The following is a 25,048-nucleotide window of genomic DNA, read 5'->3' as shown; positions in this document are numbered from 1 at the left end:
GCGACCTTCACGAACCGGAGTTGGCGCGGATCGGCCAGCTTTCCTGGAAGACCCGCCCATTCGAATCCTCGGCGGTGACCTCCAGCGTGCCCTGCTCCTCCGGCACCAGGGAGAAATGGATGCTGGGGTCCTCGCTCAACGATATGTCCGACTGCACGTCGAGCACCGGTTGCCCGTTGTAGCGGATGGCGACGGTCTTCACGTAATGGGCCGGGATGAAATAATAGTTGATCTGGTCGTACTGCATGCCGGTGTAGTTGGGGTGGCTGATCAGCAATTGCGCGGTCAGCGGCTTCCCGGCGACAATGCTGTCAGGAAGGTTCAGCTTCATCTTGCCCATGCGGGCGACGGCGAGCTGGGCGTTCTTCAACGCCGGGGCGGAGCATCCTCCGGACGCCTTGACGAATTGCGTGGTGCGGAGCAGCCGCCCGTCGCTGGTCTCGGCGACGGCGGTGATGTTTGTGTAGGCGTTGACCCGCAGGCGTGTGTCGATCGCCTGCGGGTTGTCGCCGTGGGGGAAGCGGAAGGTCGCGGCCATCGGCACCGGATTCTCGTCGACGATGAGATGGACCGCGGTCACCGCGACGCCGTTGCCCGGCGCCGTCACGATCCGGATGGGCACGACCGCCGCGTCGTTGGCGCGCTTGGGCGCCTCCAGGCTGAGGAGGGGGCCGGCGTCCTCGACGGTGCGGCCTGAGAAATACATGTCGCGCAGCAGGTCCCAGCGCTCCTCCTGGGGCGAGGCCGCCAGGGCGCCGGCACTGCCCAGGCACAGCCACGCCGCTCCCGCCAGTGCGGCGCCCGACAATGTGCGGATGGTCCGGTGCGGTGTGGTCATGCTGTCATTCCCATTCCAGTTCGGCGAAGGCCGCCGTCACGTTGCGCGGGTTGTAGGAGTCGAACAGGCGCCAGCGCGGCGCCTCGTCGGCGGCGACCGTGTCGACCGCCTGTTGGATGGTGCCGTGGGCGGCCTGGACCTTGCGGACGCCCTCGACCACCCGGCCCAGATAGCGGCGCAGGTCCACGGCGGCGTCGGGCCAGGGGGCGGAGGGCGGGCCGTGACCGGGAACCACGCGCGTTGCCGGTTCGGCGGCCAGGGCGTCGAGGGTGCGCAGCCAGCCGAGGACGGAGCCGTCGATGGCCGGCGCCCGCTCCATGAACAGCAGGTCCCCGGCCCACAGCGTCCTGGTCTGCCGGTCGAGCACCGTCAGGTCGTTGTCGGTGTGGGCCACCGGCCACGCCACGAGGTCGAGCACGCGTCCGCCCAGATCCAGCTCCAGGCGGTCGGTGACCACGACGGTCGGCGGGATGAGCCGGACCTCCGTGGCGGCCGCCGTGCCGACCGCGTCGTCGAACGCCTGCCGGTAATGGTCCATGCGCGCCGCCAGGGCCGCCTGGAAGCGGACATGCGCGACGAAGTCCGGCCGGTCGGGAAGGAAGGCCACGTTCCCCAGCGCATGGTCCGGGTGCATGTGGGTGTTGACGACGTAGCGGATGGGCCGGTCGGTGTGGACCCGGATCGCGTCGCGCAACCGATGCCCGATGGTCGGGGAGCCGCCGCTGTCGATCACCGCGACGGCGTCGTTCCCGACGATGAAACCGCAGTTGGCGATGTCGCCGCCGTTGGCCTCGTCGGTTTCCTCGTGGCGGCCGGCGTGCACGAACACGCCGGGGGCAACCTCGAACACGGGCAGGGGATCAGCCGTCGCCGGGGCCGACCAAAACAGCCAGACGCCGGCCAGCGCCGCGCGCGCGGACGGCCGGAGGAACGTGGCCGCAGCAGCCATCGTCCGGTCCTGCTCCTGTGTTCAATCGGGCAAGTATGAAACCGCGTCGGCGGGCCCGGCAACCGGGCAAAGGTGTTTGTGCGGCGCACCCTCGATGGCCAGCCAGCCGACGCTGACGGCGGGGGCGAACCATCCCGCGCGCTCCCGCAAGGCCGGCGCCACCGTCCGATGCGCCTCGAAATCCCGATAGGGCGAACCCCGGCGCTCGGCCAGACGCCGCACCAGGAAGCGGCCGACCCCAGCCCCGACGAGCGGCACGCCATCCGCCGCTTGGCCCCGCGACAGCACGAGGTCGAGCGCGTCCTCGATCTGGCGGAGCTGGCGCTCCGCGAGGTGGTGGGCGAGGCGGCGGGCCTTCGTGAGGCCGTCCGGGTCCAGGTCGTCGCCGACCATCCGCAGCAGGCGCCGGGCGCTGGCCGTGACGCCGTGGTCGCGCCCGTCCGCCGTGGCGTGCTGGTCGACGCCCTCCGGCAGCGTGCCGGTCAGGCGGTGAACGTCGGCCATGGTCGCGAACAGCTCCGCCATCAGCGCGCGCGAGCGTCCGTCGTAGGGAACGGCGCGGGCAACCGCCATGACCGGGGTGCGCACGACGCCGGTGTAGACCAGCTCGCCGCTGTCCAGCCGCTCCGCGTCGGAATAGCCGGCGTGGCGCGGTCCGCCGCCAATGAGCGGGACGATGTCGGTCGTCGTGCTGCCGACATCCAGCAGGATGCCGTCGCCGCCCGCCGCGGCGACCAGTGCCGTGGCGTACCAGTTGGCGGAAGCCACCGCCTCCGCGCAGTCGGAAACCGCGTCGACCGGCACCAGCCCGCGCGGACCGGCGAAGACGCTGACCGCCGCAGCGGGCAGGGCGGAGCGCAGGGTGGCGGCGATCCGGCGTACGCCGTCGGTGCGGTCGTCGAACAGGTCGGCCAACTCGCCCGTCATCGTCGCGGCGACCCGTTGCGGCCGGCCCCAACGGGCGAGCACCGCCGCCATGGCCTGCTCCAGCCGGTCGAGGCCCAGCCAGAGCGGGCAGGGCCATTGGTCGAGGTCGCGGAGCGTTCCCGCCTCATTGAACAGGGCGGCCTTCAGGTGCGCTCCGCCGATGTCCAGTCCGATCAATGCGCCGCCATGCATGACTCACGCCTCCAACGTCAGAAGGACCGGTTCGATGCGCTCCACCGGCTGCGGCGGGACCGGCGGGTCGCGCGCCAGATCCAGCACCGCCGCGGCGACGTTCAGCCCCGTCGCGCGCCGCAACCCCACCGAGGAGGTGGTCAGGCGCGGGTTGACCTCGATGATGGTCGGCCCGTCCGGACCGACGATGACATCGACGCCCACGCAGCCGAACAGGCCGGGCAGCGTCGCCGCGACGCCCCGCGCAAGGTCGGAGAGAGCCGGGGACAGCGTCATCCCGCCGACGAGCCCACCGCCATAGGAAAAGACGCCGCCGGTCAGAGACACATCCTGGCGGTTGGCGGTCAGCGGCCAAGCCCGCCCGTCGCGGCAGAGCATCGACAGGCTGGCTGGGATGCCGGGCTGGAAGGGCTGCACCACGAAACCGCTGCGGTCGGCCTCTGCCAGCCAGCCCCGCCACTCGGCGTGGCCGCGGATCAGCCGGGTGTCGACGCAGCCGGCCCCGTCGTCGGGCTTGACCACCCAGGGGCCGCCGCCCGGCGGATCGTCCGCACTGACCGGCCGGACCGGGACGACCGGCAGGCCGGCCGCCGACAACACGGCCGCGGTCGCCGCCTTGCTGGACGCCACGGCCACCGCGTCGGTGCGGCTGTTGAGCAGGCGGCGCCCGCTGGCCTCGACCATGCGGCTGAAGCGCTCCAGCGCGCCGTCCGTCTCCGGGGCGATCGGCCAGACGCCGTCGGCTTGCCGGGCGAGATCCTCCCAAAGCGACCAGGACTCGCGCGGGTCGGTGATGGTTATGCTGCGCACCGGGAGTGCGAGCGGCGGAAGGCGGGCGTCGCGGGTGACCGTCACCGCCACCCCCGGCACGTCCAGCAGGTCGGCCAGCAGGGCGTGGAGCATCAGGTCGCCCTCGCGGGCGAGGCTGGCCGGGATGGCGCTCTCCGAAGGCATGCCGCCGCCGGTCACGAACTCGACAACCAGGATGCGCATGCCGCCAGGATGCGCACGCCGTCTGTCACCATGCAGCCGAGGGAGGGCAAGATGGTCCATGTCGTTCCGGTGATCGACCTGAGGGAGGGCGGCGTGGTGCACGCCCGTCGCGGCGACCGGGGTCGCTACCCGCCGCTGCGCTCGTCGCTCTGTGACGGCAACGACCCGGTGGCGGTGGTCGGCGGCCTGCTGCGTCTGCATCCCTTCCGCATCGTCTACGCCGCCGATCTCGATGCCATCCAGGGCACCGGGGACAATCGCTTGACGCTGGCGCGGCTGAAGGCGGCCTTTCCGGAGGTTGCGTTCTGGGTCGATGCCGGGTTCCGCACCGCCGACGCGGTGCGCGGCTTCGTCGGGTCGGGGCTTGGCGACCCGGTGCTTGGCAGCGAGAGCCTGGACGGTCTTGCGCCGCTCACCGCGCTGAAAGCCGATCCGGTCTGGGACCGGGTGATTCTCTCGCTCGACTTCCGCGACCGCTTCGTCGGGCCGCCCGGCCTGTTGGAGCGTGCCGACCTGTGGCCGCAGCGGATCATCGTCATGACCCTGGCCCGCGTCGGTTCCGGGGAAGGGCCGGACTGGAGCCGCCTCGCCGAGATCGGCCGGATCGGGCCGCAGGCCAGCCTGTTCGCCGCCGGCGGGGTGCGCGACGGCGGCGATCTCCGTGACCTTGCAGCCCGCGGCGGCGCCGGCGCCCTGGTGGCGACGGCGCTGCACGACGGCCGCATCGGCGGCGCGGAACTGGCAGCCCTGTCCCGGTGAACCGGTCACGCGGCGAAGGGGTGCTTCACCTTGTCCTTCTGGTTCATCAGGTCCTGGGCGCTGGGGAAGCTGGCGACCGCGCGTTCGATGGCCTCCTTGGTGGCGCGGTAGTTGTAGTCCTGGATCTTGGCGTTGTCCTTGGCCTCCCAATGGATGAAGACGCCGACGCAGATGAAGATGTTGTCGATCTCGTCCTGCGGGATGGTGCCTTCCGACACGCAGTCGGCGACCGCCTTGGCGACCGCGTGCTGGGCGGGGCCGAACATCTGCACGGCCTGTTCCGCGCCCTTGATGGTGACCTTGTTGAACAGGATGGTCGCCGGCTTGCACATCAGGTTGGGTGCGACGACCGCGAGAAGGGCGGTGAAGCCGTCCTTGTTGTTGGTCAGCGCGTTGCAGAAGGCCGTTTCCACGGCGCTGCCGCGCGGTCCCATGATCAGGTCGATGTGGGCGACCTCGTTCCCATCACCGACCAGCGACTCACCGACGAGCACGCGGTTGATCTTCGTGGACTGTCCTCCCCACATCGGCATGTCCTCTCTCCCTAGTGTTGCCGGCGTTCTTCGTGGAGCGCGTCTTTTCGAAGAACGTCCGTTATGACGGGCGGCTGCGGGGATTGCATGAGCCAGAACGCAAGAAGGCAACCCACGACAATATCCGCGGTCGTTCCCGGGTTGACGCCATTGTATTTGAGGTCCCGGTCCAGTTCCGCCAAGCGCGATCGCGTTAGCGTGAATGCACGATCCGGGGCCGTGTTTTCCCTCAATTCCGAAGCCCGCGCGCGTAACCATTCAGAACGCTCCCGCCCGTATTTTCGGATGACATGGCTGTCGGGCAAAGTGGCGAGAAATTCGACATAAATCATTTCCGTGGCCTGCTCGAAATCCGCCCCGGCGGCCAGCCATCGCCGCAGGCTCGGCACGCCGGTGTCGAAAACGTCCGTGAAACCCGTCGCGTATTGCCGGGCGATGCTGTCGCGGTCCTGCGCCTCCCGCATGGCGTCGAGCAGAGTGACCCGCGCCGGTGCGTGCACGTCCGCTCCGTCCACGCGGCCCAACCCGGCGGGAGCGGCCAGCGCGATGGCCTGGAATGCCAGATCGGCGTCTGCCACCGTCAGGCCGGCGAGGACATGGCCCAGCCGGTCGCGCAAGGGGGTGTTTCCGGGCAGCAGCGCGGCCTGGGCCAGCGGTGCGGCCAACAGCAGGATACCGAGGTTGGTGTTGCAGCCGGCGGCGTCCCGCGTGGCGCGGACGGCGGCGTGCAGCCGCTCCCCGACGCCCAGCCCCGGCCGCGCGAGGATGGGCGCGGTCGCCTCGGCGCTGGCGAGGAACTGGGCGACGGTCATGCCGTGCCCCTCGGCGTGGACGTGCACGTTGCCGGGCTTCAGCGCGCGCAGCTCCAGATGGCAGGCGGCGCGGTAGGCGCCGGCCACGCCGGACGCCGGATCGGGGGGGATCGGTGCCCAGTCGATCATGCGCCCGCCGATCCTGCGCCCACCCGCTCCACGAAGTCGGCGGCCAGGGCGTCGGCGATGTCCACCGCGCTGACCCGCTGAAGGCCCTGCCACGCCGGCATGCTGTTGACCTCCAGCACCAGCCAGCGCCCAGCCCGGTCCTGGATCAGGTCGACGCCAGCGTAGCGCGCGCCAACCGCGGCCGCGGCGCGGACGGCGAGCGCGGCGGGTTCGTCGTCGGCGGGAGCGGCCTCGCACGTTGCCCCCTGATGGACGTTGGTGATCCAGCTCGGCCCATGCCGGGTCATCGCGGCGACCGCCCGCCCGCCTGTCACGAAGACGCGGCGGTCCTGCCACGCGCCCTCGGTCCGCGGCGGAATGAAGGGCTGGAGGTAGTAGACGCCGCCGACCGCTTCGGCATCAGGCAGCGCATCGGGTCCGTCCAGCCGTTGCAGGCCGCGTCCCTGCGCGCCGAACAGCGGTTTCAGCACTTGGTCGGGCGCATCGTCGAGGATGCATCGGGCCGGTTCGGCCTCCTGCGTGGCGAGGGCCGGCGGGGTCGGCAGGCCGGCGCGGGCGAGAAGGAAGCTCGTCATGCTCTTGTCCACGCAGCGCTCGATGGCCCGCGCGTCGTTGTGGACCGGCACCCCGAGGTCGTTCAGCGCATGGAGCACGCCGAGGCGCAGAGTCACCTGCTCGAAGCTGCCCTGGCCGACCGCGCGGACGAAGACGCCAGCGGGCAGCGCGTCCTCGAAGCCGGGGATCAGCAGGCCGGTCGCCGTGTGGCCGACGGCGATTCCGCAGTGTCGCGGCGAGACGCAGCGGCAGGGCAGGCCGCGTGCCTCGATGGCCCGGACCAGCCGCGGGGTGTGCCAGTCGGGCCGCTCGGTGAGGATCAGGGCGGCGCGCTCACCGGACATCGCGGAACGAGCGCTCCACGAGGTCCGGCGCCAGGGTTCCGCTCTGGAAGCTGCGCCCGCTGTCCAGCGCGGTGACGGTCACGCGCGCCGGGCTGAACAGCATGGAATCGATGGCGTAGAAGTCTCCCTTCGCCGCCGCGAAGACCTCCGCGAAGGGGCGTCCATGGTCGCGGGAGGCGGAGGAGGGCAGGCGGTGCGCCAGATCCTCCGCCGCGTCGTCCGGGCCGGCGACGTGCAGATGGACGGTGCCGCCGTAGAGGATCGCGTCGTTGGTGCGGCCCATCGCGGTGAGGAAACCGCCGCCCGGCGGTGGGAGCGGCGCCATGCCGATGCCATCGACGACGCGGTCGAGCGGGAAGCCGAGCGCGTGCAGCTTGTGCAGGGCGACCTCCAGCACGCGGGCGACCACCTGGGTGGTCCCGGCGAGGCTCTGCGTCGGGGTGAGGACCAGGGTCAACCGATCCGCGGCGATGCCGCAGGTGGCGGCGATGTGGGCGACCAGCTCGGTGGGAGGCAGCGCCGTCGCCTCCATGACGAAGGCCGCCGCGTCGGCGGTGTCGCGGTAGTCCAGCTCGTCGAACAGCGCCTCCTGCCGGGCCAGCGCGCGGCCGGGACCGGAGCCCAGCGCGGAGAAGGCGCCCTTGCCGCTGCCGTGGCTGAGGCTCCAGCCGGCGTATTGGCTGCCGAGGCAGGCGAGGACCGGCTGCGCGCTGTGGACGGTGACGCCGAACGGCCAGGACGGCGGGCCGGGGATCGGGCCAAGCGTTGCGCGGCCAAGGCCGCCCATGCACAGTTCGGCGATGCGCCGTCCGGCTTCCAGCCCGCCGGGATGGCCGATCCCGGCATCGATGACGCAGGCCCCGCCGACCCTCTCGATGCCGAGGCGAAGCACCGGGGCATCGGCGACCAACCGTTCGACCAACGGCGCCGACAGCGCGGCGAGGCTTGGGCGCGGATCAGGGGTGTTGGGCTTGGCCATTTTAGCCCTCTCCCTTCTGCTCACGCGCAAACGGAGTTTGAGCTGACGGCGGCAGGCGGGTGCCTCTGGCGTCCGCTGAGAGCCGGTGAAGGGGGCGTGCATGGCGCCACGTTCGGCACAAGCGCACCCCCCTCACCCTGACCCTCTCCCCGGAGGGGAGAGGGGATAACGCGTGCGCGTACCTCCGGCACAGGTCAGCGGAGTCTTCCGTGGTCATCACTGCATCTCCATTGCGGCGTAGGCCGTCAGGTCGCGTTGCCGCCGTTCGCCATGACGCCGTGCCGCGGTGGCGCTCGGACCCTCCCCGAACACGGTGCAGACCGGCTCGTCGCGCCCGATGACGGTCGGCGCCGCCGGTCGGTCCGCGGTCCAGGCCGGCCAACGCCGGCCCGCCTCGATCCGGGTAGCGGCGTCGGCGTAGAGCACCAACGCCGCCCGACACTCCAACAGCTTCGGAAGTCGCTCGGGCAGGCGCCCGGAGCAGGCGTCCAGGTGGAGGCCGAACAAGGGCGGCATCGGCGGGCGGTCGAAGACGTCCAGCGTCGCGCCGGGTCGCGGGTTGATCTCCAACAGATGGAAGTCCGACCCGGCCACCAGGAAATCGGCGCTGTTCAGCCCGACCAGCTCGAACGCCGCCGCGAGGCCGTCGATCAGGGCGGGCAAAATCCGGGTCCAGCGCTCCGGACAGCGCCAGGGTCCGGCCGCTCCGCCGTAGCGATAAGGGCATTCCGGGGTGGGCGCGGTCCATTGCCGGCTCAAACCGACGATGAGCGCGCGGGCGCCGTCCGCGAGGAAGAGGACCGACACCGCATGGCCGGCGACGCGGCGTTGGACGTACCAGCCCGGCCCGGCGTCCCCCGCCGTCGCTGGGGTGATGTGCGCGCCACCGCTGCCGCCGATCCGCTTCCGCAGATGGTCGCCGGACGATCCGTCCCAAGCCGACGCGACCGGGGGGTGGGGAACGCCGAGGCGGTCCAGAGTGGCGGCGAAGCGGAACGGGTCCTTGACGCGCGCCACCACCTCGGCCCGGTTGCCCATCAGGGGGTGATCCTCCGCGAGGCGCGCCAGCAGCGTTGGATCGTCCTCGACGCCGGCGCCGTAGACCAGCGGCAGGTCTCGCAGGTCGGGCCTCGCCAGGGCGTCGCGAAGGGCGGCGGGGTCCAGGCGCAGAGTGTCGGAGTCCAGGCGGAGGCAGGGGTCTGCAATCTGTGCGGTGTCCCGATCGGCGAACAGATCGACGGCCGCCGGACGCCGGCCGGCGCGGCGGGCGGCGGCGGCGAGCGCCCGCGCCGACAGGGCCGCGACGACGATGTCCGGCCCCTCCGCGACCGGTTTTGCCACCGCCTCAGCCGGCGATCTGGCGGGCGGCGTCGTAGGCATCGCAGAAATCCAGATACACCGCCGTCTTCGTCGCGGCGAGACGAGTCAGCAGGGCGTGCTGCACCCGGAACTTGACCGCGCCGACCGCCAGCGCGCCGACGCCGACGCCGTGCCCGCCGGGAAGCGGCGTCCCGTTGTCCTTGGGGCCGACCCCTTCGATGCCGGATGGCGGCACCGCGTTGATGTCCGCCGCAACCAGCAGGCGGCCCGCCGCGGCAAGGTTGCGCGCCGACAGGATCTGCACGCCGGCCCGCCCACAGCCGAACACCACCTCGGCATCGGCGAGCAGCGCTTCCCGGGCCGCGTCGTCGGGCGCGTCGGCGCAGGCCAGCTCCACCCCGAAGCGGCGGCGGAACTCGGCGGCCTTGGGCTCCACGCCGGACAGGCCGCGGTGGCTGACCAAGGTGACGCGCGCGCCGGCCAGCGCCGCGATCACCGCGGCGATTCCGCCGACCACGCCGGTCGCGCCGAAGACCTTGAGGGTCAGCCCCTTGATCCCGTCCGGGTGGCTGCGGCGCAGGGCGCGCTCGACGACGGCGACCATGGCGCCGGCCGTCGTGAAGGCCCCCGATGGATCGACCATGACCGATATGGTGAAGGGTGCGAACATGGCCTTGCGGGCGGCGTCCATCATGTCGAGAGCCAGGACCGCGTCGCGCCCGCCGATGAACAGCCCGGTGCGCGCCGCGTTCGCCGGATCGCGGGAGAACATCGCGTCCTGGGTGATGCCGGTGACCTCCTCCAGCGCGACGCCGGTGTAGGGGAACAGCGGCCCCATGCCGGCGTCCGCCGCCATGTTGACGTCGAAGGCGCTGACGTGCTTCAGCGGCGTCAGCATGTGCAGAACATAGGGTGCGGCCATCGCGCGCCTCCCGCTTGGCTCGGGTGTGAGGGGTCAGGAGGCCCGCAGCACCACCCGGTCGGTGGTGGATTCCAGCGTCGCGCCGTCGTTGCGGCCACGGGCCAGATGGAAGTCCAGCGCAGAGCCCGCCCAGCGGCGCCGGGCCTCCGCCAGCAGGGCCTCGGCCCGCCGGGCGTCGCCGACGATGGCGAAGCCGGTCGGCCCCCAGGACGTCTGTCCCACGCCGGGAATGCCTTCGGTCTCCAGCCACGCCAGCGCCTCGGCGACCAGGGGGCTGGTGAAGCGCCCGCCCTGGACCGGGGCGAAATGGTCGCCCACCGTGCGTTGCAACTCGCCCACCGCCCGCCCGAAACGGTCGGCATCGCCCTCGATCAGCGCTGGAAGGGCCGCCATGACGATCAGGCGGCAGAGATGCCCGGCCCGCTCCGCCGGAAAGGGCGGCAGCGCCTTGAAGGCCTGCAATTCGGCGGTGCCATGCAGCCCCTGACCGTCGCGGTGCAGGATCAGCAGAACCCGCCAGGACTCCGGAAAGGGCAGGCGCGCGACGATGGGCGGCGGCGCGTCGTCCGCCCCCCGGCCGCCGTCCAGGATGACGCCGCCATTCTCGAAGGCGCCGATCCCGATGCCGGAACGGGCGCCGCGCTCCAGCTCCGCGGCGAGGCGGCGCACCGTCGAGGGCCGCCCGTGCAGATGCGCGAGCGCGGTGCCGACCGCCAGACCGAGCTGGGTGCCGGAGCCAAGCCCGACATGTTCGGGAATGGCCTCCTCAACCGTCAGTTCGGCGCGCGCCGGCCAGCGGAAACGGTCGCAGACCGCCCGCGCGGCCTTCAGCGCACGCTCCGCCGACGGGCCGCTCGCGCAGAGGCGGTCGGACGGTCGCGCGCGGAGGGTCGTCGCCATCCCGTCGAGCGTCAGGCCCAGACTGCCGAAGCGGCGGCCGAGACCGCCATTCATATCGAGAAACCCCAGATGCAACCGCGCGGGGGCCGTGACCCGCAACTCCCTGACTTCATCGACGCCGAGTGGCATGTGGCCCTCACTCGCTTAAGGAAAGTTGCGTCGTTCTTTTGATCATGATAATCTTTCATTAAAGAAAGACCCCGATCCAATAGTATATACCTCTTCGGGGTGAGGACTGTTCGGTCGCTTCGGGGAGGAAGACATGACCGCGGTTCAGGAAGCCACCTATTCCGATACTGAGGTTGTTGAGCGACTGCAGCAATTATTGCCGCGGTGGCGGTTCGAGGACGGCTGGATCCGGCGGAAGTACAAGACGAACAGTTGGAAGGGCACCCTGATGGTGATCAACACGGTCGGCCATCTGGCCGAGGCCGCGTGGCACCACCCGGACCTCACCGCCTCCTACGCCTGGGTCGAGGTGCGGCTGAAAACCCATTCGGCCAAGGGCATCACCGACAAGGACTTCGACCTCGCCCGCAAGATCGAGGAGGTCATCCAGTGGCAGCCCGCCCGCGACGGCGGCGCGCTGGAGGGGACGCCCAAGGACGATCCGCGCTTCGCCTACATCAAATACGACTGACGGCATGGCGAGTGACCGGCCAACCCATCCCATCGGCCGCCCCGTCGTCCATCACGACGTCGTGTGCCCGTTCTGCGGCCTCGGCTGCGACGACCTGACCGTCGAGGAGGAGCCGCCGTCGACGCTGGCGGTGCGCTCCACCGATTGCCCGGTCGCGCGCGAGCGCTTTTCCCACACGCCGGTGGCTGAACCCCCGCGCGTGGCGGGTGTCCCGGTGCCGCTCGCCGAGGCGGTGGAGGCCGCCGCCGCGCTGCTGGGGGCGGCGCAGGCGCCTCTGGTGGCCGGGCTCGGCACCGACGTCGATGGGGCGCGGGCCGCCCTGTCGCTCGCCGAACGGCTGGGCGCGGTGGTCGATCACGCGCTGTCCGACGGGCTGTACCGCAATCTGGCGGTGCTCCAGCGCACGGGCTGGATCGCCACCACCCTGGCCGAGCTGCGCAACCGCTGCGACCTGCTGCTGGTGGCCGGACCGGACCCGGCGGCGCTGCACCCGCGCCTCTTCGAGCGCTGGGTGGCGCCGGCGCCGGCCTTCCAGACGCCGCCATCACGGGAGGTGGTGTTCCTGTGCGGCGAACCGCTGGACACCACGCGGGCCGTGCTCTCGGGTCTTCCCGTCACCGTCCTGCCCGGAGACCCGGCGCGGACCGGGGACGCGGCGGCGGCGCTGGCCGCGGCCTTGGCCGATCCGTCCCGCGCGGCGGGAGCCGCCGGGATCGGAGCGGGCGACATCGCCGCCCTGGCGGAGCGGCTGCGCACGGCGCGCTACGCCGTCGTGGCCTGGGGCGCCGCCGCATTTGCCGGGCCGCACGCCGACCTGACGGTCGAGCGGCTGGTCGGCCTCGTGCGCGACGCGAACCGCCACACCCGCTGCGCCGGCCTGCCGCTGGCCGGGCACGACAACATCGTCGGGGTCAACCAAGTCTGCACATGGCGCTTCGGCGTGCCGCTGCGCACGTCGCTGGCCGGAGGAACACCGCGGCACGACCCCCACCGCTTCGACTGGGCGCGCTACGCGGCGGTGGCGGACGTGGTGGTGTGGGTGTCCTCCTTCCGGCCGGAGGTCCCCGCCTTCCCGGCGGACACGACCGTCGTCGCCCTGGCCCCGCCGGGAACGGCCTTTGCCGACGAGCCGGCGGTGTTCATCCCCGTCGGCACGCCGGGCATTGACCACCCGGCCCACGTCTTCCGCAGCGACACCGTGGTCGCCCTGCGCGGGCGGGGCCTGATCGACCGTGGCTTGCCGGGCGTCGCGGCCGTGCTGAAGGCCATCGCCGCCGCCCTGCCGCAGGAGGCCCCCGCATGCTGACGAAACTTGCCGGGGGGCGTATCTACGACCCGGCCAACGGGCACGACGGCGCGGTGGGCGACCTGTTCCTCCAGGACGGCCGGATCGTCGCCGATCCCGGACCCGGCGCCGCGCCGGACGAGGTCCACGACCTGACCGGGCGGGTCGTGATGGCCGGCGCCATCGACATCCACAGCCACATCGCTGGCGGCAAGGTCAACATCGCGCGGCTGCTGATGGCCGAGGAGCATCGCATGGCGGCGCAGGAGCCTTGCGGATGCGTCGGCCTCGCCACCCCGTCCACCCACGCCACCGGCTGCCGCTACGCCCAGATGGGTTACACGGCGGCCTTCGAGCCGGCGATGCTGCCGAGCAACGCCCGCCACGCCCATCTGGAAATGGCGGACATCCCGCTGATCGACACCGGCGGCTATCTGGTGCTGGGCAATGACGACCTGCTGCTGGAGCTTCTCGCCTCCGGCGCCGGGGAGGAGGCGGTGGCCGATTACGTCGGCTTCATGCTGAACGCCACGCGCAGCCTTGCCGTCAAGGCGGTGAATCCCGGCGGTATCAACGCCTTCAAGTACAACCAGCGCCGCCTCGACGTGGACGAGAACGGCCCCTTCCACGCCATCACGCCGCGCCGCATCCTCACTGCCCTGGCGGGGGCGGTGCAACGTTTGGGCATCCCGCACCCGCTGCACCTGCACGGCTTTAATCTCGGCGTGCCGGGCAACGTCGAGGCGACGCTCGACAGCATCGTGGCGGTCGATGGCCTGCGGCTCCACCTCACCCACGTCCAGTTCCACGCCTATGGCGCGGAGGGCGACCGGAAATTCTCCTCCGCCGCCGCGCGCGTGGCCGAGGCGGTCAACCGCCGGCCCAACATCTCGGTGGATGTCGGGCAGATCATGTTCGGCCAGACGGTGACCGCCTCGGCCGACACCATGGCGCAGATGGGCAACGCCGGGCTCGCCCACCCGAAGAAGTGGGTGATGATGGACATCGAATGCGACGCCGGCTGCGGCGTCGTGCCCTTCCGCTACCGCGACAAGGCCTTCGTCAACGCGCTGCAATGGGCGATCGGGCTGGAGCTGTTCCTGCTGATCGAGGACCCCTGGCGGATCTTCCTCACCACCGACCACCCCAACGGCGCGCCCTTCACCAGCTACCCCGAGCTGATCCGCCTGCTGATGGACCGCGACCACCGCCTCGCCCGGATGGCGGAGCTGCACCCGGCGTTGCCGGAGCACACCATCCTCGGGTCGCTGACGCGCGAGTATTCGCTGGGCGAGATCGCCACCATGACCCGCGCCGCCCCGGCGCGCATCCTGGGCCTGACCGACCGCGGCCATCTCGGTCCGGGGGCGGTCGCCGACATCACGGTCTACACCGACCGGCCGGACCGCCACGCCATGTTCGAGACACCGGACCTCGTCTTCAAGGACGGCCGGCTGATCGTCCGCGACGGCGTGGTGGTGGCGTTCCTCCAGGGGCGCACGCATGTGGTGGAGCCTGCTTACGATCCAAAGATCGAATCCTGGATGGCGCGCCGCTTCGACGAGCGCATGGGCCAGCGGCTGACGCATTTCCGCATTGCGGAGGAGGAGATCCGCGGGGGCAACGGCCTGGTTCGCCACGCGTGTCAGCCGGGAGCTTTCTGATGCGGCTCAACGGCGTCCACATCGAGGACACCTTCGCCGAGGCCTTCCCCATGCTCGGCACGCGGGTGGTGATCACCGCCGACACGCCGGCCTGGGTGCAGGCGGCGTTGGTCAGCCTGACGGGCTTCGCCACCTCGGTGATCGCCTGCGGCTGCGAGGCGGCGATGGAACGTGTGTTGCCATCCGATGAGACCCCGGACTCCCGGCCCGGCGCGGCGGTTCTGCTGTTCGCCATGTCGAAGGCGGAATTGGCGAAGCAGGTGGCCCGCCGCGTCGGGCAATGCGTGATGACCTGCCCCGGAACGGCCTGCTACGCCGGGCTGCGGGAGGGCGCTGCGATTCCGCTCGGCAACGCGCTGCGTTATTTCGGCGATGGCTGGCAGATCGCCAAGCGGGTCGGCGGCCGGCGCTATTGGCGCATTCCGGTCATGGACGGCGAGTTCCTGTGCGAGGCGACCACCGCGGCGGTGGAGGGCGTCGGCGGCGGCAACTTCATCATCCTGGCGGCAGACCGCCGCTCCGGTCTGGCGGCGGCGCAGGCCGCGGTCCTGGCGATCCGCGAGGTGCCGGGCGCCATTCTGCCCTTTCCCGGCGGGGTGGTCCGCTCCGGCTCCAAGATCGGCGGCAAGTACAAGGGGCTGATCGCCTCCACCAACACCGCCTTCTGCCCGACGCTGCGGGCGGCGGTGCCGGCGTCTTTGGTGCCGGAGGGGGTGGAGTCCATTCTCGAACTGGTCATCGACGGGGTGAGCGAAGCGGCGGTCGCCGCCGCCATGCGCGCGGGCATCGCCGCCGTGGCCGACCTGGGCGCCACGGGCGGGGTGGTGTCGGTGACCGCCGGCAACTACGGCGGCAAGCTCGGCCGCTACCAGTTCCGCCTGCACGAGGTGATGGCATGAGCGGACTCATTCTCACCACCCGCGACTCCGCCGGCCCGCCCATTGATATGACCGGCGTCCTGCCCGACCGGCTGATTGAGGGCGGTCGGGAGGCGTTGGCCGGGCTGATGCTGGTCCGTGGGCGGGAGCGTCACCGACTGGACGCGCTGTTCGCGCTTCAGGACGGCGGCCCCTCCGGTGGTCTGGTCCTGCAGCCCGGCGATGCGGTGCTCGACGGGGTGGGAAGCGGCATGACCGCCGGGGAACTCCGGGTCGAGGGGGAGTGCGGCGCCTATGCCGGCAGCGCCATGCGCGGCGGCGTGCTGACCGTCGAGGGCAACTGCGGCGCCTTCGCAGCGGCCGGGATGGCCGGCGGGAGCCTGCGCGTCTTGGGCGATGCCGGGGACTTCCTGGGAGCACCGCTGGCCGGCGGCACGCGCGGCATGAGCGGCGGCTCCGTCGTCGTCATGGGCAACGCCGGCGACCGGGTCGGCGAGCGGATGCGCCGTGGCCTGATCGCCGTCCATGGACGGGTGGGAGGCCTGTGCGGCGCCCGGATGATCGCCGGGACCATCGTCGTCGGTGCCGGTTGCGGTCCTGGTGCGGGGCAGGCCATGCGCCGCGGCTCCATCCTGCTGCGGCGAGCGCCGGAGGCTGTGACGCCCGGCTTCGTCGATGGCGGCATGAACGACTGGCTGTTTCTGGACCTGATGCGGAAGGAGCTGATCGATGGCGGGGCTTGGCCCAGTGGATTCCCAACCGCCGGCACCCGTGCCCGGCGCCTTATCGGCGACCGGACGGCCGGGGGGATCGGAGAAGTGCTTATCGTGTCGGAGGCCTAGCGGACGCCCTCCCGCGCTGCGGGCCGTCGCCCTTCTGACCCTCGCCCTGGCCGTTCTGTTCGGGTCTCCGGCCCGGGGCGCCGATCCGCTGGTGGTACGCATCGGCTACCTGACCCGCGCGGAGGAGCCGCGGATCCCCCAGACCTTTCTTGAACCGGTGTCGGAGGACGAGGGCGTCCAGGGCGCCCGCCTCGCCATCGCCGACAACAACACGACCGGGCGGTTCCTCAACCAGCGCTTCGATCTGGTCGAGGTGACGGTGCCGGAGGACGGGCGCGTCGAGGACGCCGTGCGCGACCTCGCCGGGCAGGGTGTGCGCCTGCTCGTCGCCGACCTGAAGGAGGACGCCCTGCTCGCCGCCGCGGCGGCGCCCGAGGCGGCCGACATGCTGATCTTCAACACCCGCGCCCCGGACGACGACCTGCGCAACGAGCGCTGCCGCGCCAACCTGTTGCACGTCACGCCCAGCCGGCGGATGCAGGCCGACGCGCTGGCCCAGTACCTCGCCTCGCGGAAATGGATGAACTGGCTGCTGGTGGTCGGGCGGACGCCGCAGGACGCCGCCTACGCCGACGCGATCCGCGCCGCCGCCAAGCGCTACCGCGCCAAAATCGTCGAGGAGAAGCGCTGGACCTTCGAGGACGCGAACCGCCGCGTCGACACCGGGCATGTCACCGTCCAGTCGGAAATCCTCACCTTCACCCAGGGCACCGAGCACGACGTGCTGGTCGTCGCCGACGAGGCGGACGGGTTCGGCGAGTATCTGCTCTATCAGACGTGGCTGCCCCGCCCGGTCGTCGGCACCCATGGGCTCGTCCCGACCGCGTGGTCGCGCGTGCACGAGCAGTGGGGAGCGACGCAGATCCACAGCCGCTTCGAACGGCAGGCTGGGCGCTGGATGCGACCGCGCGACTACACCGCCTGGATGGCCGTCCGCGCGGTGGGCGAGGCGGCGACGCGCACCAAGTCCGCCGACCCCGCGGCGCTCGCCGCCTTCGTGCGCGGCCCGGACTTCACCCTGCCGGCCTTCAAGGGGCAGGGGCTGACCTTCCGTGACTGGGACGGGCAGCTTCGGCAGCCGGTGCTGCTGGCCGGGCCGCGGGTGCTCGTCTCGGTGTCGCCGCAGCCGGGCTACCTGCACCAGTTCTCGGAACTCGACACGCTCGGCGACGATCGCCCGGAAAGCCGGTGCCGCAACCGCTGAGAAAAGCCCCGGCAGGGGGCAACCATGGGAGGGAACGTGATGTCGTTAACCGGAGGAGCCGCCCGGATCGGCGCTTTAGCGTTGCTGGGCTTCGCCGTCGCCCAGCCCGCACAGGCGGACACCATCTTCGTCTCGAACGAGAAGAGCAACACCGTCTCGGTGGTGGACGGCGGCAAGCTGCAGGTGGTCGCCACGATCAAGGTCGGCCGCCGGCCGCGCGGCATCACCTTCAACGAGGACATGACTCAGATCTTCGTTTGCGTCGGCGACGACAACCGGATCGACGTCATCGACGTGGCGACGCAGAAGGTCGTCGACCGGCTGCCCTCCGGCCCCGATCCGGAGCTGTTTGTCCTGGACCCGCAGGGGCACCGGCTCTACGTCGCCAACGAGGACGACAACATGGTCTCGGTGGTCGACATCGCGACCAAGAAGATCATCGGCGAGATCCAGGTGGGGGTGGAGCCGGAGGGTATGGGCGTCAGCCCGGACGGCAAGATCCTGGTGAACACCTCCGAAACGACGAACATGGCCCATTTCATCGACACGGAATCGCACAAGATCATCGACAACGTGCTGGTCGATGCGCGCCCGCGCGTCGCCCAGTTCACCGGGGACGGGCGGTTCGTCTGGGTGTCGTCGGAGGTCGGTGGGACGGTCAGCGTCATCGACGCGGCCTCGCGCAAGCTCGTTCATAAGATCAGCTTCGCGGTCCAGGGCGTGCCGCGCGAATCCATCCAGCCGGTCGGCATCCAGCTGACCAGCGACGGGCAACGGGCCTTCGTCGCCCTCGGCCCGGCCAACCGGGTCGCCGAGATCGACGCCAAGACCTACGAGGTGAAGCGCTACCACCTCGTCGGCCAGCGCGTGTGGAATCTGGCGCTGTCGCCGGACGAGAAGCGCCTCTACACGACGAACGGCGTCAGCAACGACATGTCGGTGATGGATCTGGAGCGCGGTCGGGTCGTGAAGTCGATCTCGGTCGGCGGCGCGCCCTGGGGCGTGATCGTCAAGCCGTAATGGAGGCTTTCGATATCCCCTCTCCCCTCTGGGGAGAGGGTTAGGGTGAGGGGGTTGCGCTTTTGCTGGACATACCGCCATGGACATCCCCCTCATCGGCCCTGCGGGCCACCCTCTCCCCGGAGAGGAGAGGGCTAAGCAGGCGAACGCAACGGCTCCCGGCGATGGAGACGACATGGATTGCTTCGACACCGCGCCACCCGACCCGCAAGCCCGTTCCGGTGACGCCGCGGCGGCCCCGGTCCTGGCGGTCGAGGGGCTGAGCCACAGCTTCGGGGCGCGGGCGGCGCTGGACGGCGTGTCGTTCGGCGTTCCCGCGGGGCGGTTCACCGTGCTGCTGGGGCTCAACGGTGCCGGCAAGACGACGCTCTTCTCGCTGATCACGCGACTCTACAACACCCGCCAGGGGAGCATCCGCGTCTTCGGTGCCGACATGCGCCGGCACCCTGCCCAGGCGCTGGCGCGCATCGGCGTGGTGTTCCAGCAGCCCACACTCGATCCGGATCTGACCGTCATCCAGAACCTGCGCTACCACGGCGGGCTGCATGGCTTGGCATCCGCCGACATCGAAGCCCGGGCGGGCGAGGAACTGGCCCGCATCGGTTTGTCCGAGCGCGCGGACGAGCGGGTGCGCACCCTGTCCGGTGGGCAGCGGCGACGGGTGGAGATCGCCCGCGCGCTGCTGCATCGCCCGAGCCTGCTGCTGCTGGACGAGCCGACCGTCGGGCTCGACATCGAGCTGCGTCGGCAGGTCCTCGACCATGTGCACGACCTCTGCCGGGAGCGCGGGCTGGCCGTGCTGTGGGCAACCCACCTGATCGACGAGGCGCGCGACGGCGACGGCGTCGTGGTGCTGCACCGCGGGCGCGTGCTGGCCGCCGGGCGGGTGGAGGAGGTGTGCGCCGCCACCGGCGCCGCGACCCTGGGCGACGCCTTCGCCCGGCTGACGGCGAAGGGGACCCGGGAATGAACGCGACGCTCCACTGGCGTTGCCTGCGCGCGGTCATTGTCCGCGAGGGGCTGCGCTTCGTGCACCAGCGCGAGCGCTTCTTCGCCGCCCTGGTGCGCCCGCTGGTCTGGCTGGCCATCTTCGCGGTGGGCTTCCGCGCCGTGCTCGGCCTGTCGATCATTCCGCCCTACGAGACCTACATCCTCTACGAGGATTACGTGACGCCGGGGCTGGTGGCGATGATCCAGCTGTTCAACGGGATGCAGAGTTCGCTGTCCATGGTCTACGACCGGGAGATGGGCAGCATGAAGACCCTGCTGGTCAGCCCGCTGCCGCGCTGGTACCTGCTGGTCTGCAAACTGCTGGCCGGCGTTCTGGTGTCGATCGCCCAGGTCTATGTCTTCCTCGCCATCGCCTGGTTCTGGGGCGTCCAGCCGCCCGAACTCGGCTATCTCGCGGTGCTGCCGGCGCTGGTGCTGAGCGGGCTGATGCTGGGCGCGCTCGGCCTGCTGCTGTCCTCCTTCATCCGGCAACTGGAGAACTTTGCGGGCGTGATGAACTTCGTCATCTTTCCGATGTTCTTCGCCTCCTCGGCGCTCTACCCGCTGTGGCGCATCCGCGAGGGCAGCCCGACGCTCGCCTGGATCGCCGGGATCAATCCCTTCACGCAGGCCGTCGAGCTGATCCGCTTCGCGCTGTACCTGCAAGTCAACGGCACGGCCTTCCTGGCCGTCACCGCCTGCCTCGCGCTGTTCCTGGGAGCGGCGATCCTCGCCTACGATCCCGGACGAGGCTTCTGGGCCCGCCGCGGCGGCCCGGCGGAACAAGGATAAGGCGGAACAGGGGTGACACGACGGGCGGAACCGTGCCCGGCGACCTGCGGTTGATGGAACAGACGACCGTCCGGTCATCCCGCTGGGCGGGCTCGGGTGGAGGAAACGTCATGACGGGAAATTCCGACAAACCGCAGGACCAGCCGCGCGGCGAGAAGAGCGTTCTCGGCAGTGAGCAGGAATTCAAGAAGGACCAACCGCAGGACGCCGGTCGGGACGAGCGGGCGAAGGAGGACATCGGCCGCATGGGCGAAGCGTCCCGCCAGAACCGCAGCACGAAGGACGCGGGTTAGAGGCGTAAAAAACACCGAATGATTTGCCGGAGGACATGTCCCATGAAACAGGTGAACATCCTGGCCGGCGCATCCGCGCTGGCCTTTGCCGCCGCCCTGGCGGCGGTCCCGGCGTCCGCCCAATCCACGAGCGGCGCGATGCCTCAAGGCTCCGGAAGCCAGACCAGCCCGTCGACCGGGGCGCTGCCGGACAACTCCCTGGCCGGGCAGCGGCAGGGCACCGTCGGAGGCGGGGTCACGCAGGGCGGCGGCCAGAGTGGAACGTCCGGCTCGACTGCTCCTCAGACGTCGCCGTCCGGTTCCTCGGGCGGCGCCACGAGCGGCACGGGCGCTCTGCCGGACAACTCCCTGGCCGGACAGCGTCAGGGCACCATCGGTGGCGGGTCGGTGACGCAGGGCGGCACCAACGCGTCCGAACCACCAAAGTCGGGCACAGGGCAGTAGCCGTCGCCGTCACCCGGCGCCGTCACCCGCCGATGGGGTGCCTCGGGACGGCGTCGCGGATCGCCGCGAGCGCGGTCGGGTCCAACGCGCCGCCCCGGTCGGCACCGGCGCACAGCGCGGTGCGGAAGCCGAGATAATCGGGGGCGAGCGGCAGCAGGGCCGGAATGTCGTCCCGCCGCAGCGATCCGGCGAGGCCGGTGAACAGGCCGAGGCCGCGCGCCTGATCCAGGAAGCGTTCCACCTCGTCGACCGTCTTGTGCCGTAGCAACCCGCCGCAACCCTTTCCGGCGGTGTCGAGCATGGCTCCGGCGAAGCCGGCTTTCGCGATGTCGGGAAGCAGAGTGCCGGGGTCGGTCCAAAGATCGGCGAACAGCACGGCGACGATGCGGGTGCCGCGCCGGGCCTCCGACTCCAGCGCGGCCACGCAGCCCGCCGGATCGCCGGACGGAAACAGACCGATCTTCACGTAATCGACGCCGCAGGCCCAGGTCTCGGCCACGCGCCTCGTCACGGTCGCAGGCGCCATCGGCAGGTCGCCCACCGTGGCGCTCAATGGCGCGCGGATGAGCCACTGCCGGGCCGTGTCGACGGCACGCACGATGCCGTCCAACGGCCAAGCGCCCAGCGCACCCGCCTTGGGGGCCTTCAAATCCAGGATGTCCGCCCCGCCCCGCGCGGCGAGCGTCAATTCCGTCAGGGACGCGACGCTGGCGAGCAGCCGGGTCATGGCGCGTCGTCCCCGCCCGCCCGGTGTTCGGCGATGCGGTCGAGCAGCCAGCCCCACGCCTCCAACTCGTCAGGACCGGCGGTCTTGCCGATGGCGATGGACAGATAGTCGATTTCGCGGTCGACCTTTTCGGTCGGCAGGAGGTGCAGGCGGCTGACCAGAATCGCCCCCTCCACCACCGCGGCCTGCGCCCGGTTGAAGCCACGGAAGGGCCGGTGGGTGGCGAGATGCACCGGGCGGCAGTCCAGACGCGGGCGCACGCCGTCATCCTCGATTGCGGCCACCTCCACCTCCTCGTGCGCCAGCGCCCCGGCAAGCACCGCGCCGCGGACGCGTTCCGCCGGGACGGTCGGCCAGTCGCGCCGCCGCCCGGTGACGCAGCCGGCGAAGACCCGAACGTCGTCGGTGAAGTTCACCACCGCGCAGCGCGTGGCGAGCAGGTTGTCGAGCGTGCGCGAGGGACGGAAGGGGGCCAGGACATAGCCGGTCTCGGTCACCGTAGCGCCCATGGGGGCCACGTGGACGTTGCCCGCCGCGTCGCAGCTCGTGATGACGGTTTCGCGGATGAAGGTCATGTCCCGCACCCTCCCGTGCCTTCCGGAGCGTCCACCGCCACGCCCCAGCGCAGTTCGTTGTCCTGGCTGTAGCGCTTGCCGAGCTGCCACGCGATCTGCGCGCGCGCCAGCTCCGCCCCGAGATAGAAGGCGTGCCCCATATCGGTTCGGGGATCGATGTGGGGGAGCAGGGCGAAGGGATCGCCGGCCACATGGTGCCCATCGCGGTTGTAGAGATGGACGCCTTGTTCCGTCACCTCGATCCGGTAGTTCGGGTCACGGATGCGGGCGGCGAGGTCGGCCACCTGTTCCGGCGTGCTGGTGAAGGGCTTGCGGTCGCGCAGGCAGAGCAGGGCGTTGCCGAAGTTGCGGGGCAGGGCGCCGGCCTCCGCGGCGGCGAAGAACTGGCGCCGCGCCGCGTCGAACTCGCGGATCGTGCGGCGGCAATGGGGGCTGACCTGCACCGTCAGGATGTGGTCGATGCGCAGCTCGGAGACGATCCCCATCAGCAGCGCGGTCATCCCCGGCGTGTCGGCGTCGGTCAGCTCGGTGACGTTGCCGACACCCATCAGGATTTCCAGGTTGGGATGGCGCGCCCGGACTTCGCGGTAGCGCAGCAGGGAGTCGGTGAAGCCATGGTGGATCGGCTCCAGGACCGGGTCGGCGATGCAGCGCCGCCCGGCGCCGCGGATGGCGTCCAGCGCCCGGTCGAGCGAGGGGAGATCGCCCGGCGTGGTGGGGATGACGATGGGCACCGCGTCGGTCTCGCGGGCGACCCAGGCGGTCTCCTCGGTCAGGCTGAGCAGGTAGGCGGCCCCCGCTCCGGCGCCGCGCAACAGCTCCCTGGGATCGAGGGAATCGACGCTGACCGTGTGACCGGCCTCGCGCAGCGCCGTCACCGCCTCCTCCAGATGGGGGAAGGGATGGTCGGGCAGTCCGCCGAGGTCGATCACGTCGGCCCCGTCCGCCGCGAAGCGGGCGGCGCGCTCCAGGATCGCCGGCACGCCGAGCAGCGGCGCCTCGACGATCTCGGCGAAGATTTTCGTATGGTGGCGGCTGAGGTCGAGCGGAGCGGCCTGACGGCGGAAATGCTGGGGCAGATCCTCCAGTTCGTCGGGGCCGCGCTCGAAGGGCACGCCGAAATGGGCGGACAGCCGGGCGAGGTCGCCGCGGAACCGCCCCGGCAGCAGGACGCGGTCAGCCCCCTCGGTCGAGGCGAGGCGGCGCAGCACGATCTCCGTCGTCGCCAGCGCCGCGACCTTGATGCCGAGATTGACCACGGTGGCCCGGAATTCCAGAGGTTCCAAGGAAGCCAGGACATGACGCAGGCGGGTCTCGGCCAGCGCGCCGGTCAGGAACAGGATGTGTTCGGAGGCGTCAGCCATAGACGTTGCGGCCATCGGAATCCCGGCGGTCAGCGTCCCGGTGATCGCCATCCCGGTGATCGGCCTCCTGCCCCTCGGCGGCCGGCACCAGCCGGGTTCCGCCGGGGTTGCCGCGGTCCAGCGCCCGGGCGAAACGCCGATGATCTTCCCGCGACACGCACCACACCGCCCCGCCGAACCGCGCCATGCGGCCCGGCAAGGCCGGATCGACGACGCCGTCGGCCACGAGGCGGGTCACCGGGACGGCCGCGTCCGGCAACGGGGCGGACTTGACGAGAATTGCGCAGGTGGCGCCGAGTGCCCCGGCCAGCCAGACCGCCAGACTGTCGGAGGTGACGTCCCAGCTTTCCGCCACGTCGGCGTCATCCGCCAGGGGAAGGGGCATCCAGACGGTCGGGCTCGGCCGGCCGCGCAGATCGGCAAGGCTGCGCGCCGGGGACAGCCGCGGCTCCAGGTCGGCCAGGGCGGTTCCATACTGCTCCATGGCGAGCAGGGCCATGCGGTGCGCGGCGCGGTCGCCGAAGCCGAGCGCCGGCTGGGCGTCGCGGACGGCGTCGGCGAAGGGGCCGCCGCCGGGGACGACCACGACCCGCAGACGCCGCGCCGCGACCAGGATTTCCAGCCAGCGCCGCAATTCCGGGGCGCGCCACAGGCTGCCGCCCAACTTCACGACCCACAACGGCGCGCTGCTCATGATGGCGTTCGCGCTCCCTCGGGGCGGGACCGCTCGATGACGATGCCGACTCCGCCGGATTCCGGGACGACGTCCAGCTTCTCCACCTGCACCCGCGCGCGGGTCACATCCGGGTTGGAGAAGCACAGCGCGAGAATCCGGTCGCCGAGCGTCTCGACGAGGTTCACATGGGCGCCGTCGCGCAGGGCGCGGATGCCGTCGATCAGGAAATCGTAGGACAGCACCTCGTCCAGGCTGTCGGTCATCGGCCGGTCGGGCCAGGGCAGCGTCAACGAGACGTTGATCCGGACGCGCTGCGTGCGCTCCTTTTCCTCGTCCCAGACGCCGATCCGGAACTGGTCCACATAGTCGCGCAGCGTGATGTCGTAGTACCGGACGCGGCTCGCCGCCGGGCGGTACGGGACATAGGAGAGCAAAGCGTCGTCGGCCAAGCGATCCTCCTCCCCGTGTCGGACGAAGGTTGGCTCCCCCGCCTCGGATGTCG

The 25,048-nt window shown here is 71.2% G+C and carries 28 protein-coding genes; 12 read left to right on the top strand and 16 right to left on the bottom strand.

Translation table 11 applies throughout. From position 1 onward, the window contains the following. Positions 1 to 7 precede the first annotated feature (7 nt). Genes FBZ83_RS21310 through FBZ83_RS21295 form a run of 4 tightly spaced genes read right to left on the bottom strand, consistent with a single transcriptional unit; the run spans position 8 to position 3,899 of the window. Positions 8 to 838 carry a quinoprotein dehydrogenase-associated SoxYZ-like carrier gene (locus FBZ83_RS21310; protein WP_145688368.1) on the bottom strand — a complete coding sequence of 277 codons (831 nt, stop codon included), beginning with the start codon at positions 836 to 838 and terminating at the stop codon, positions 8 to 10. Positions 839 to 842: 4 nt separating this feature from the next. Continuing rightward, positions 843 to 1,787 (bottom strand): quinoprotein relay system zinc metallohydrolase 2, encoded by a 945-nt coding sequence (locus FBZ83_RS21305; RefSeq protein WP_145688355.1) that lies wholly within the window; start codon positions 1,785 to 1,787, stop codon positions 843 to 845. Between the two features lie 21 nt (positions 1,788 to 1,808). After that, positions 1,809 to 2,906, bottom strand: coding sequence for a hydantoinase/oxoprolinase family protein (locus FBZ83_RS21300; RefSeq protein ID WP_145688344.1), 1,098 nt, complete (start codon positions 2,904 to 2,906; stop codon positions 1,809 to 1,811). Positions 2,907 to 2,909: 3 nt separating this feature from the next. After that, on the bottom strand, positions 2,910 to 3,899 hold the full coding sequence (locus FBZ83_RS21295; protein ID WP_145688332.1) for an ATP-grasp domain-containing protein: 990 nt from the start codon (positions 3,897 to 3,899) through the stop codon (positions 2,910 to 2,912). Positions 3,900 to 3,908: 9 nt separating this feature from the next. Here FBZ83_RS21295 and FBZ83_RS21290 point away from each other — a divergent pair, with 9 nt between their 5' ends. Continuing rightward, on the top strand, positions 3,909 to 4,658 hold the full coding sequence (locus FBZ83_RS21290) for a HisA/HisF-related TIM barrel protein (protein ID WP_247888412.1): 750 nt from the start codon (positions 3,909 to 3,911) through the stop codon (positions 4,656 to 4,658). A 5-nt stretch (positions 4,659 to 4,663) separates the two neighbouring features. Here FBZ83_RS21290 and fae read toward each other — a convergent pair whose 3' ends face one another. The 7 genes from fae to FBZ83_RS21255 all read right to left on the bottom strand — a co-directional run bounded on the left by fae (position 4,664) and on the right by FBZ83_RS21255 (position 11,281). Next, complete coding sequence (gene fae / locus FBZ83_RS21285) at positions 4,664 to 5,191, bottom strand: formaldehyde-activating enzyme (protein WP_275945596.1); 528 nt, start codon at positions 5,189 to 5,191, stop codon at positions 4,664 to 4,666. Positions 5,192 to 5,202: 11 nt separating this feature from the next. Then, positions 5,203 to 6,132 carry a triphosphoribosyl-dephospho-CoA synthase gene (locus FBZ83_RS21280; RefSeq protein ID WP_145688306.1) on the bottom strand — a complete coding sequence of 310 codons (930 nt, stop codon included), beginning with the start codon at positions 6,130 to 6,132 and terminating at the stop codon, positions 5,203 to 5,205. Further along, complete coding sequence (locus FBZ83_RS21275) at positions 6,129 to 7,031, bottom strand: RimK family alpha-L-glutamate ligase (protein ID WP_145688298.1); 903 nt, start codon at positions 7,029 to 7,031, stop codon at positions 6,129 to 6,131. Before FBZ83_RS21275 ends, FBZ83_RS21280 begins: the two co-directional genes overlap by 4 nt. Further along, a complete protein-coding gene (mch, locus tag FBZ83_RS21270) occupies positions 7,021 to 8,010 on the bottom strand; it encodes a methenyltetrahydromethanopterin cyclohydrolase (RefSeq protein WP_145688289.1) in 990 nt (329 codons plus the stop codon). Before mch ends, FBZ83_RS21275 begins: the two co-directional genes overlap by 11 nt. A 216-nt stretch (positions 8,011 to 8,226) precedes the next feature. Beyond that, positions 8,227 to 9,351, bottom strand: coding sequence for an ATP-grasp domain-containing protein (locus FBZ83_RS21265; RefSeq protein WP_247888411.1), 1,125 nt, complete (start codon positions 9,349 to 9,351; stop codon positions 8,227 to 8,229). 4 nt (positions 9,352 to 9,355) lie between these two features. Beyond that, entirely contained in the window at positions 9,356 to 10,252 is an 897-nt protein-coding gene (locus tag FBZ83_RS21260) for an NAD(P)-dependent methylenetetrahydromethanopterin dehydrogenase (protein ID WP_145688272.1), read from the bottom strand. A gap of 33 nt (positions 10,253 to 10,285) precedes the next feature. Next, complete coding sequence (locus FBZ83_RS21255) at positions 10,286 to 11,281, bottom strand: beta-ribofuranosylaminobenzene 5'-phosphate synthase family protein (RefSeq protein ID WP_145688262.1); 996 nt, start codon at positions 11,279 to 11,281, stop codon at positions 10,286 to 10,288. 133 nt (positions 11,282 to 11,414) lie between these two features. Here FBZ83_RS21255 and FBZ83_RS21250 point away from each other — a divergent pair, with 133 nt between their 5' ends. From FBZ83_RS21250 to FBZ83_RS21200, 11 genes are all read left to right on the top strand, one after another. Next, positions 11,415 to 11,792 carry a 4a-hydroxytetrahydrobiopterin dehydratase gene (locus tag FBZ83_RS21250; protein ID WP_145688252.1) on the top strand — a complete coding sequence of 126 codons (378 nt, stop codon included), beginning with the start codon at positions 11,415 to 11,417 and terminating at the stop codon, positions 11,790 to 11,792. A 4-nt stretch (positions 11,793 to 11,796) separates the two neighbouring features. Continuing rightward, complete coding sequence (locus tag FBZ83_RS21245) at positions 11,797 to 13,098, top strand: formylmethanofuran dehydrogenase (protein ID WP_145688244.1); 1,302 nt, start codon at positions 11,797 to 11,799, stop codon at positions 13,096 to 13,098. Beyond that, positions 13,092 to 14,741, top strand: a complete 1,650-nt coding sequence (locus FBZ83_RS21240; RefSeq protein ID WP_145688233.1) for a formylmethanofuran dehydrogenase subunit A — start codon at positions 13,092 to 13,094, stop codon at positions 14,739 to 14,741. Before FBZ83_RS21245 ends, FBZ83_RS21240 begins: the two co-directional genes overlap by 7 nt. Beyond that, on the top strand, positions 14,741 to 15,640 hold the full coding sequence (fhcD, locus tag FBZ83_RS21235; RefSeq protein ID WP_145688223.1) for a formylmethanofuran--tetrahydromethanopterin N-formyltransferase: 900 nt from the start codon (positions 14,741 to 14,743) through the stop codon (positions 15,638 to 15,640). Before FBZ83_RS21240 ends, fhcD begins: the two co-directional genes overlap by 1 nt. Next, complete coding sequence (locus FBZ83_RS21230) at positions 15,637 to 16,461, top strand: formylmethanofuran dehydrogenase subunit C (RefSeq protein WP_145688213.1); 825 nt, start codon at positions 15,637 to 15,639, stop codon at positions 16,459 to 16,461. The genes fhcD and FBZ83_RS21230 overlap by 4 nt, the downstream gene beginning before the upstream one ends. Positions 16,462 to 16,552: 91 nt before the next feature. Next, positions 16,553 to 17,665: an ABC transporter substrate-binding protein gene (locus tag FBZ83_RS21225; RefSeq protein ID WP_247888409.1), complete on the top strand. Its 1,113-nt coding sequence runs from the start codon at positions 16,553 to 16,555 to the stop codon at positions 17,663 to 17,665. A 39-nt stretch (positions 17,666 to 17,704) separates the two neighbouring features. Next, positions 17,705 to 18,685 carry a PQQ-dependent catabolism-associated beta-propeller protein gene (locus tag FBZ83_RS21220; protein ID WP_145688206.1) on the top strand — a complete coding sequence of 327 codons (981 nt, stop codon included), beginning with the start codon at positions 17,705 to 17,707 and terminating at the stop codon, positions 18,683 to 18,685. Between the two features lie 175 nt (positions 18,686 to 18,860). After that, on the top strand, positions 18,861 to 19,655 hold the full coding sequence (locus FBZ83_RS21215) for an ABC transporter ATP-binding protein (protein WP_186466154.1): 795 nt from the start codon (positions 18,861 to 18,863) through the stop codon (positions 19,653 to 19,655). After that, entirely contained in the window at positions 19,652 to 20,467 is an 816-nt protein-coding gene (locus FBZ83_RS21210) for an ABC transporter permease (protein WP_145688201.1), read from the top strand. The genes FBZ83_RS21215 and FBZ83_RS21210 overlap by 4 nt, the downstream gene beginning before the upstream one ends. 110 nt (positions 20,468 to 20,577) lie before the next feature. Beyond that, positions 20,578 to 20,760 carry a hypothetical protein gene (locus FBZ83_RS21205; RefSeq protein ID WP_145688192.1) on the top strand — a complete coding sequence of 61 codons (183 nt, stop codon included), beginning with the start codon at positions 20,578 to 20,580 and terminating at the stop codon, positions 20,758 to 20,760. A gap of 42 nt (positions 20,761 to 20,802) precedes the next feature. Further along, the gene (locus tag FBZ83_RS21200) at positions 20,803 to 21,204 is read left to right on the top strand and encodes a hypothetical protein (RefSeq protein ID WP_145688182.1); all 402 of its coding nucleotides are present in this window, start codon (positions 20,803 to 20,805) and stop codon (positions 21,202 to 21,204) included. A gap of 22 nt (positions 21,205 to 21,226) precedes the next feature. Here the strand turns inward: FBZ83_RS21200 and FBZ83_RS21195 are convergent, their stop codons facing one another. The 5 genes from FBZ83_RS21195 to FBZ83_RS21175 are packed head-to-tail and all read right to left on the bottom strand — an operon-like array spanning position 21,227 to position 24,995. After that, complete coding sequence (locus FBZ83_RS21195; RefSeq protein ID WP_145688180.1) at positions 21,227 to 21,931, bottom strand: (5-formylfuran-3-yl)methyl phosphate synthase; 705 nt, start codon at positions 21,929 to 21,931, stop codon at positions 21,227 to 21,229. Then, positions 21,928 to 22,506 (bottom strand): DUF447 domain-containing protein, encoded by a 579-nt coding sequence (locus FBZ83_RS21190; protein ID WP_145688178.1) that lies wholly within the window; start codon positions 22,504 to 22,506, stop codon positions 21,928 to 21,930. Before FBZ83_RS21190 ends, FBZ83_RS21195 begins: the two co-directional genes overlap by 4 nt. Then, positions 22,503 to 23,921: a DUF6513 domain-containing protein gene (locus tag FBZ83_RS21185; RefSeq protein WP_247888408.1), complete on the bottom strand. Its 1,419-nt coding sequence runs from the start codon at positions 23,919 to 23,921 to the stop codon at positions 22,503 to 22,505. Before FBZ83_RS21185 ends, FBZ83_RS21190 begins: the two co-directional genes overlap by 4 nt. After that, positions 23,863 to 24,564 carry an aspartate/glutamate/uridylate kinase gene (locus FBZ83_RS21180; RefSeq protein WP_247888407.1) on the bottom strand — a complete coding sequence of 234 codons (702 nt, stop codon included), beginning with the start codon at positions 24,562 to 24,564 and terminating at the stop codon, positions 23,863 to 23,865. Before FBZ83_RS21180 ends, FBZ83_RS21185 begins: the two co-directional genes overlap by 59 nt. Further along, positions 24,561 to 24,995 carry a dihydroneopterin aldolase gene (locus FBZ83_RS21175; protein WP_145688174.1) on the bottom strand — a complete coding sequence of 145 codons (435 nt, stop codon included), beginning with the start codon at positions 24,993 to 24,995 and terminating at the stop codon, positions 24,561 to 24,563. The genes FBZ83_RS21180 and FBZ83_RS21175 overlap by 4 nt, the downstream gene beginning before the upstream one ends. Between the last annotated feature and the right edge of the window lie 53 nt (positions 24,996 to 25,048).

The sequence above is a fragment of the Azospirillum brasilense genome, from assembly GCF_007827815.1.
Lineage (GTDB): Bacteria > Pseudomonadota > Alphaproteobacteria > Azospirillales > Azospirillaceae > Azospirillum > Azospirillum brasilense_C.
Note: the sequence above shows the minus strand (reverse complement) of the source record. Positions and strands in the feature narration are given on the sequence as shown.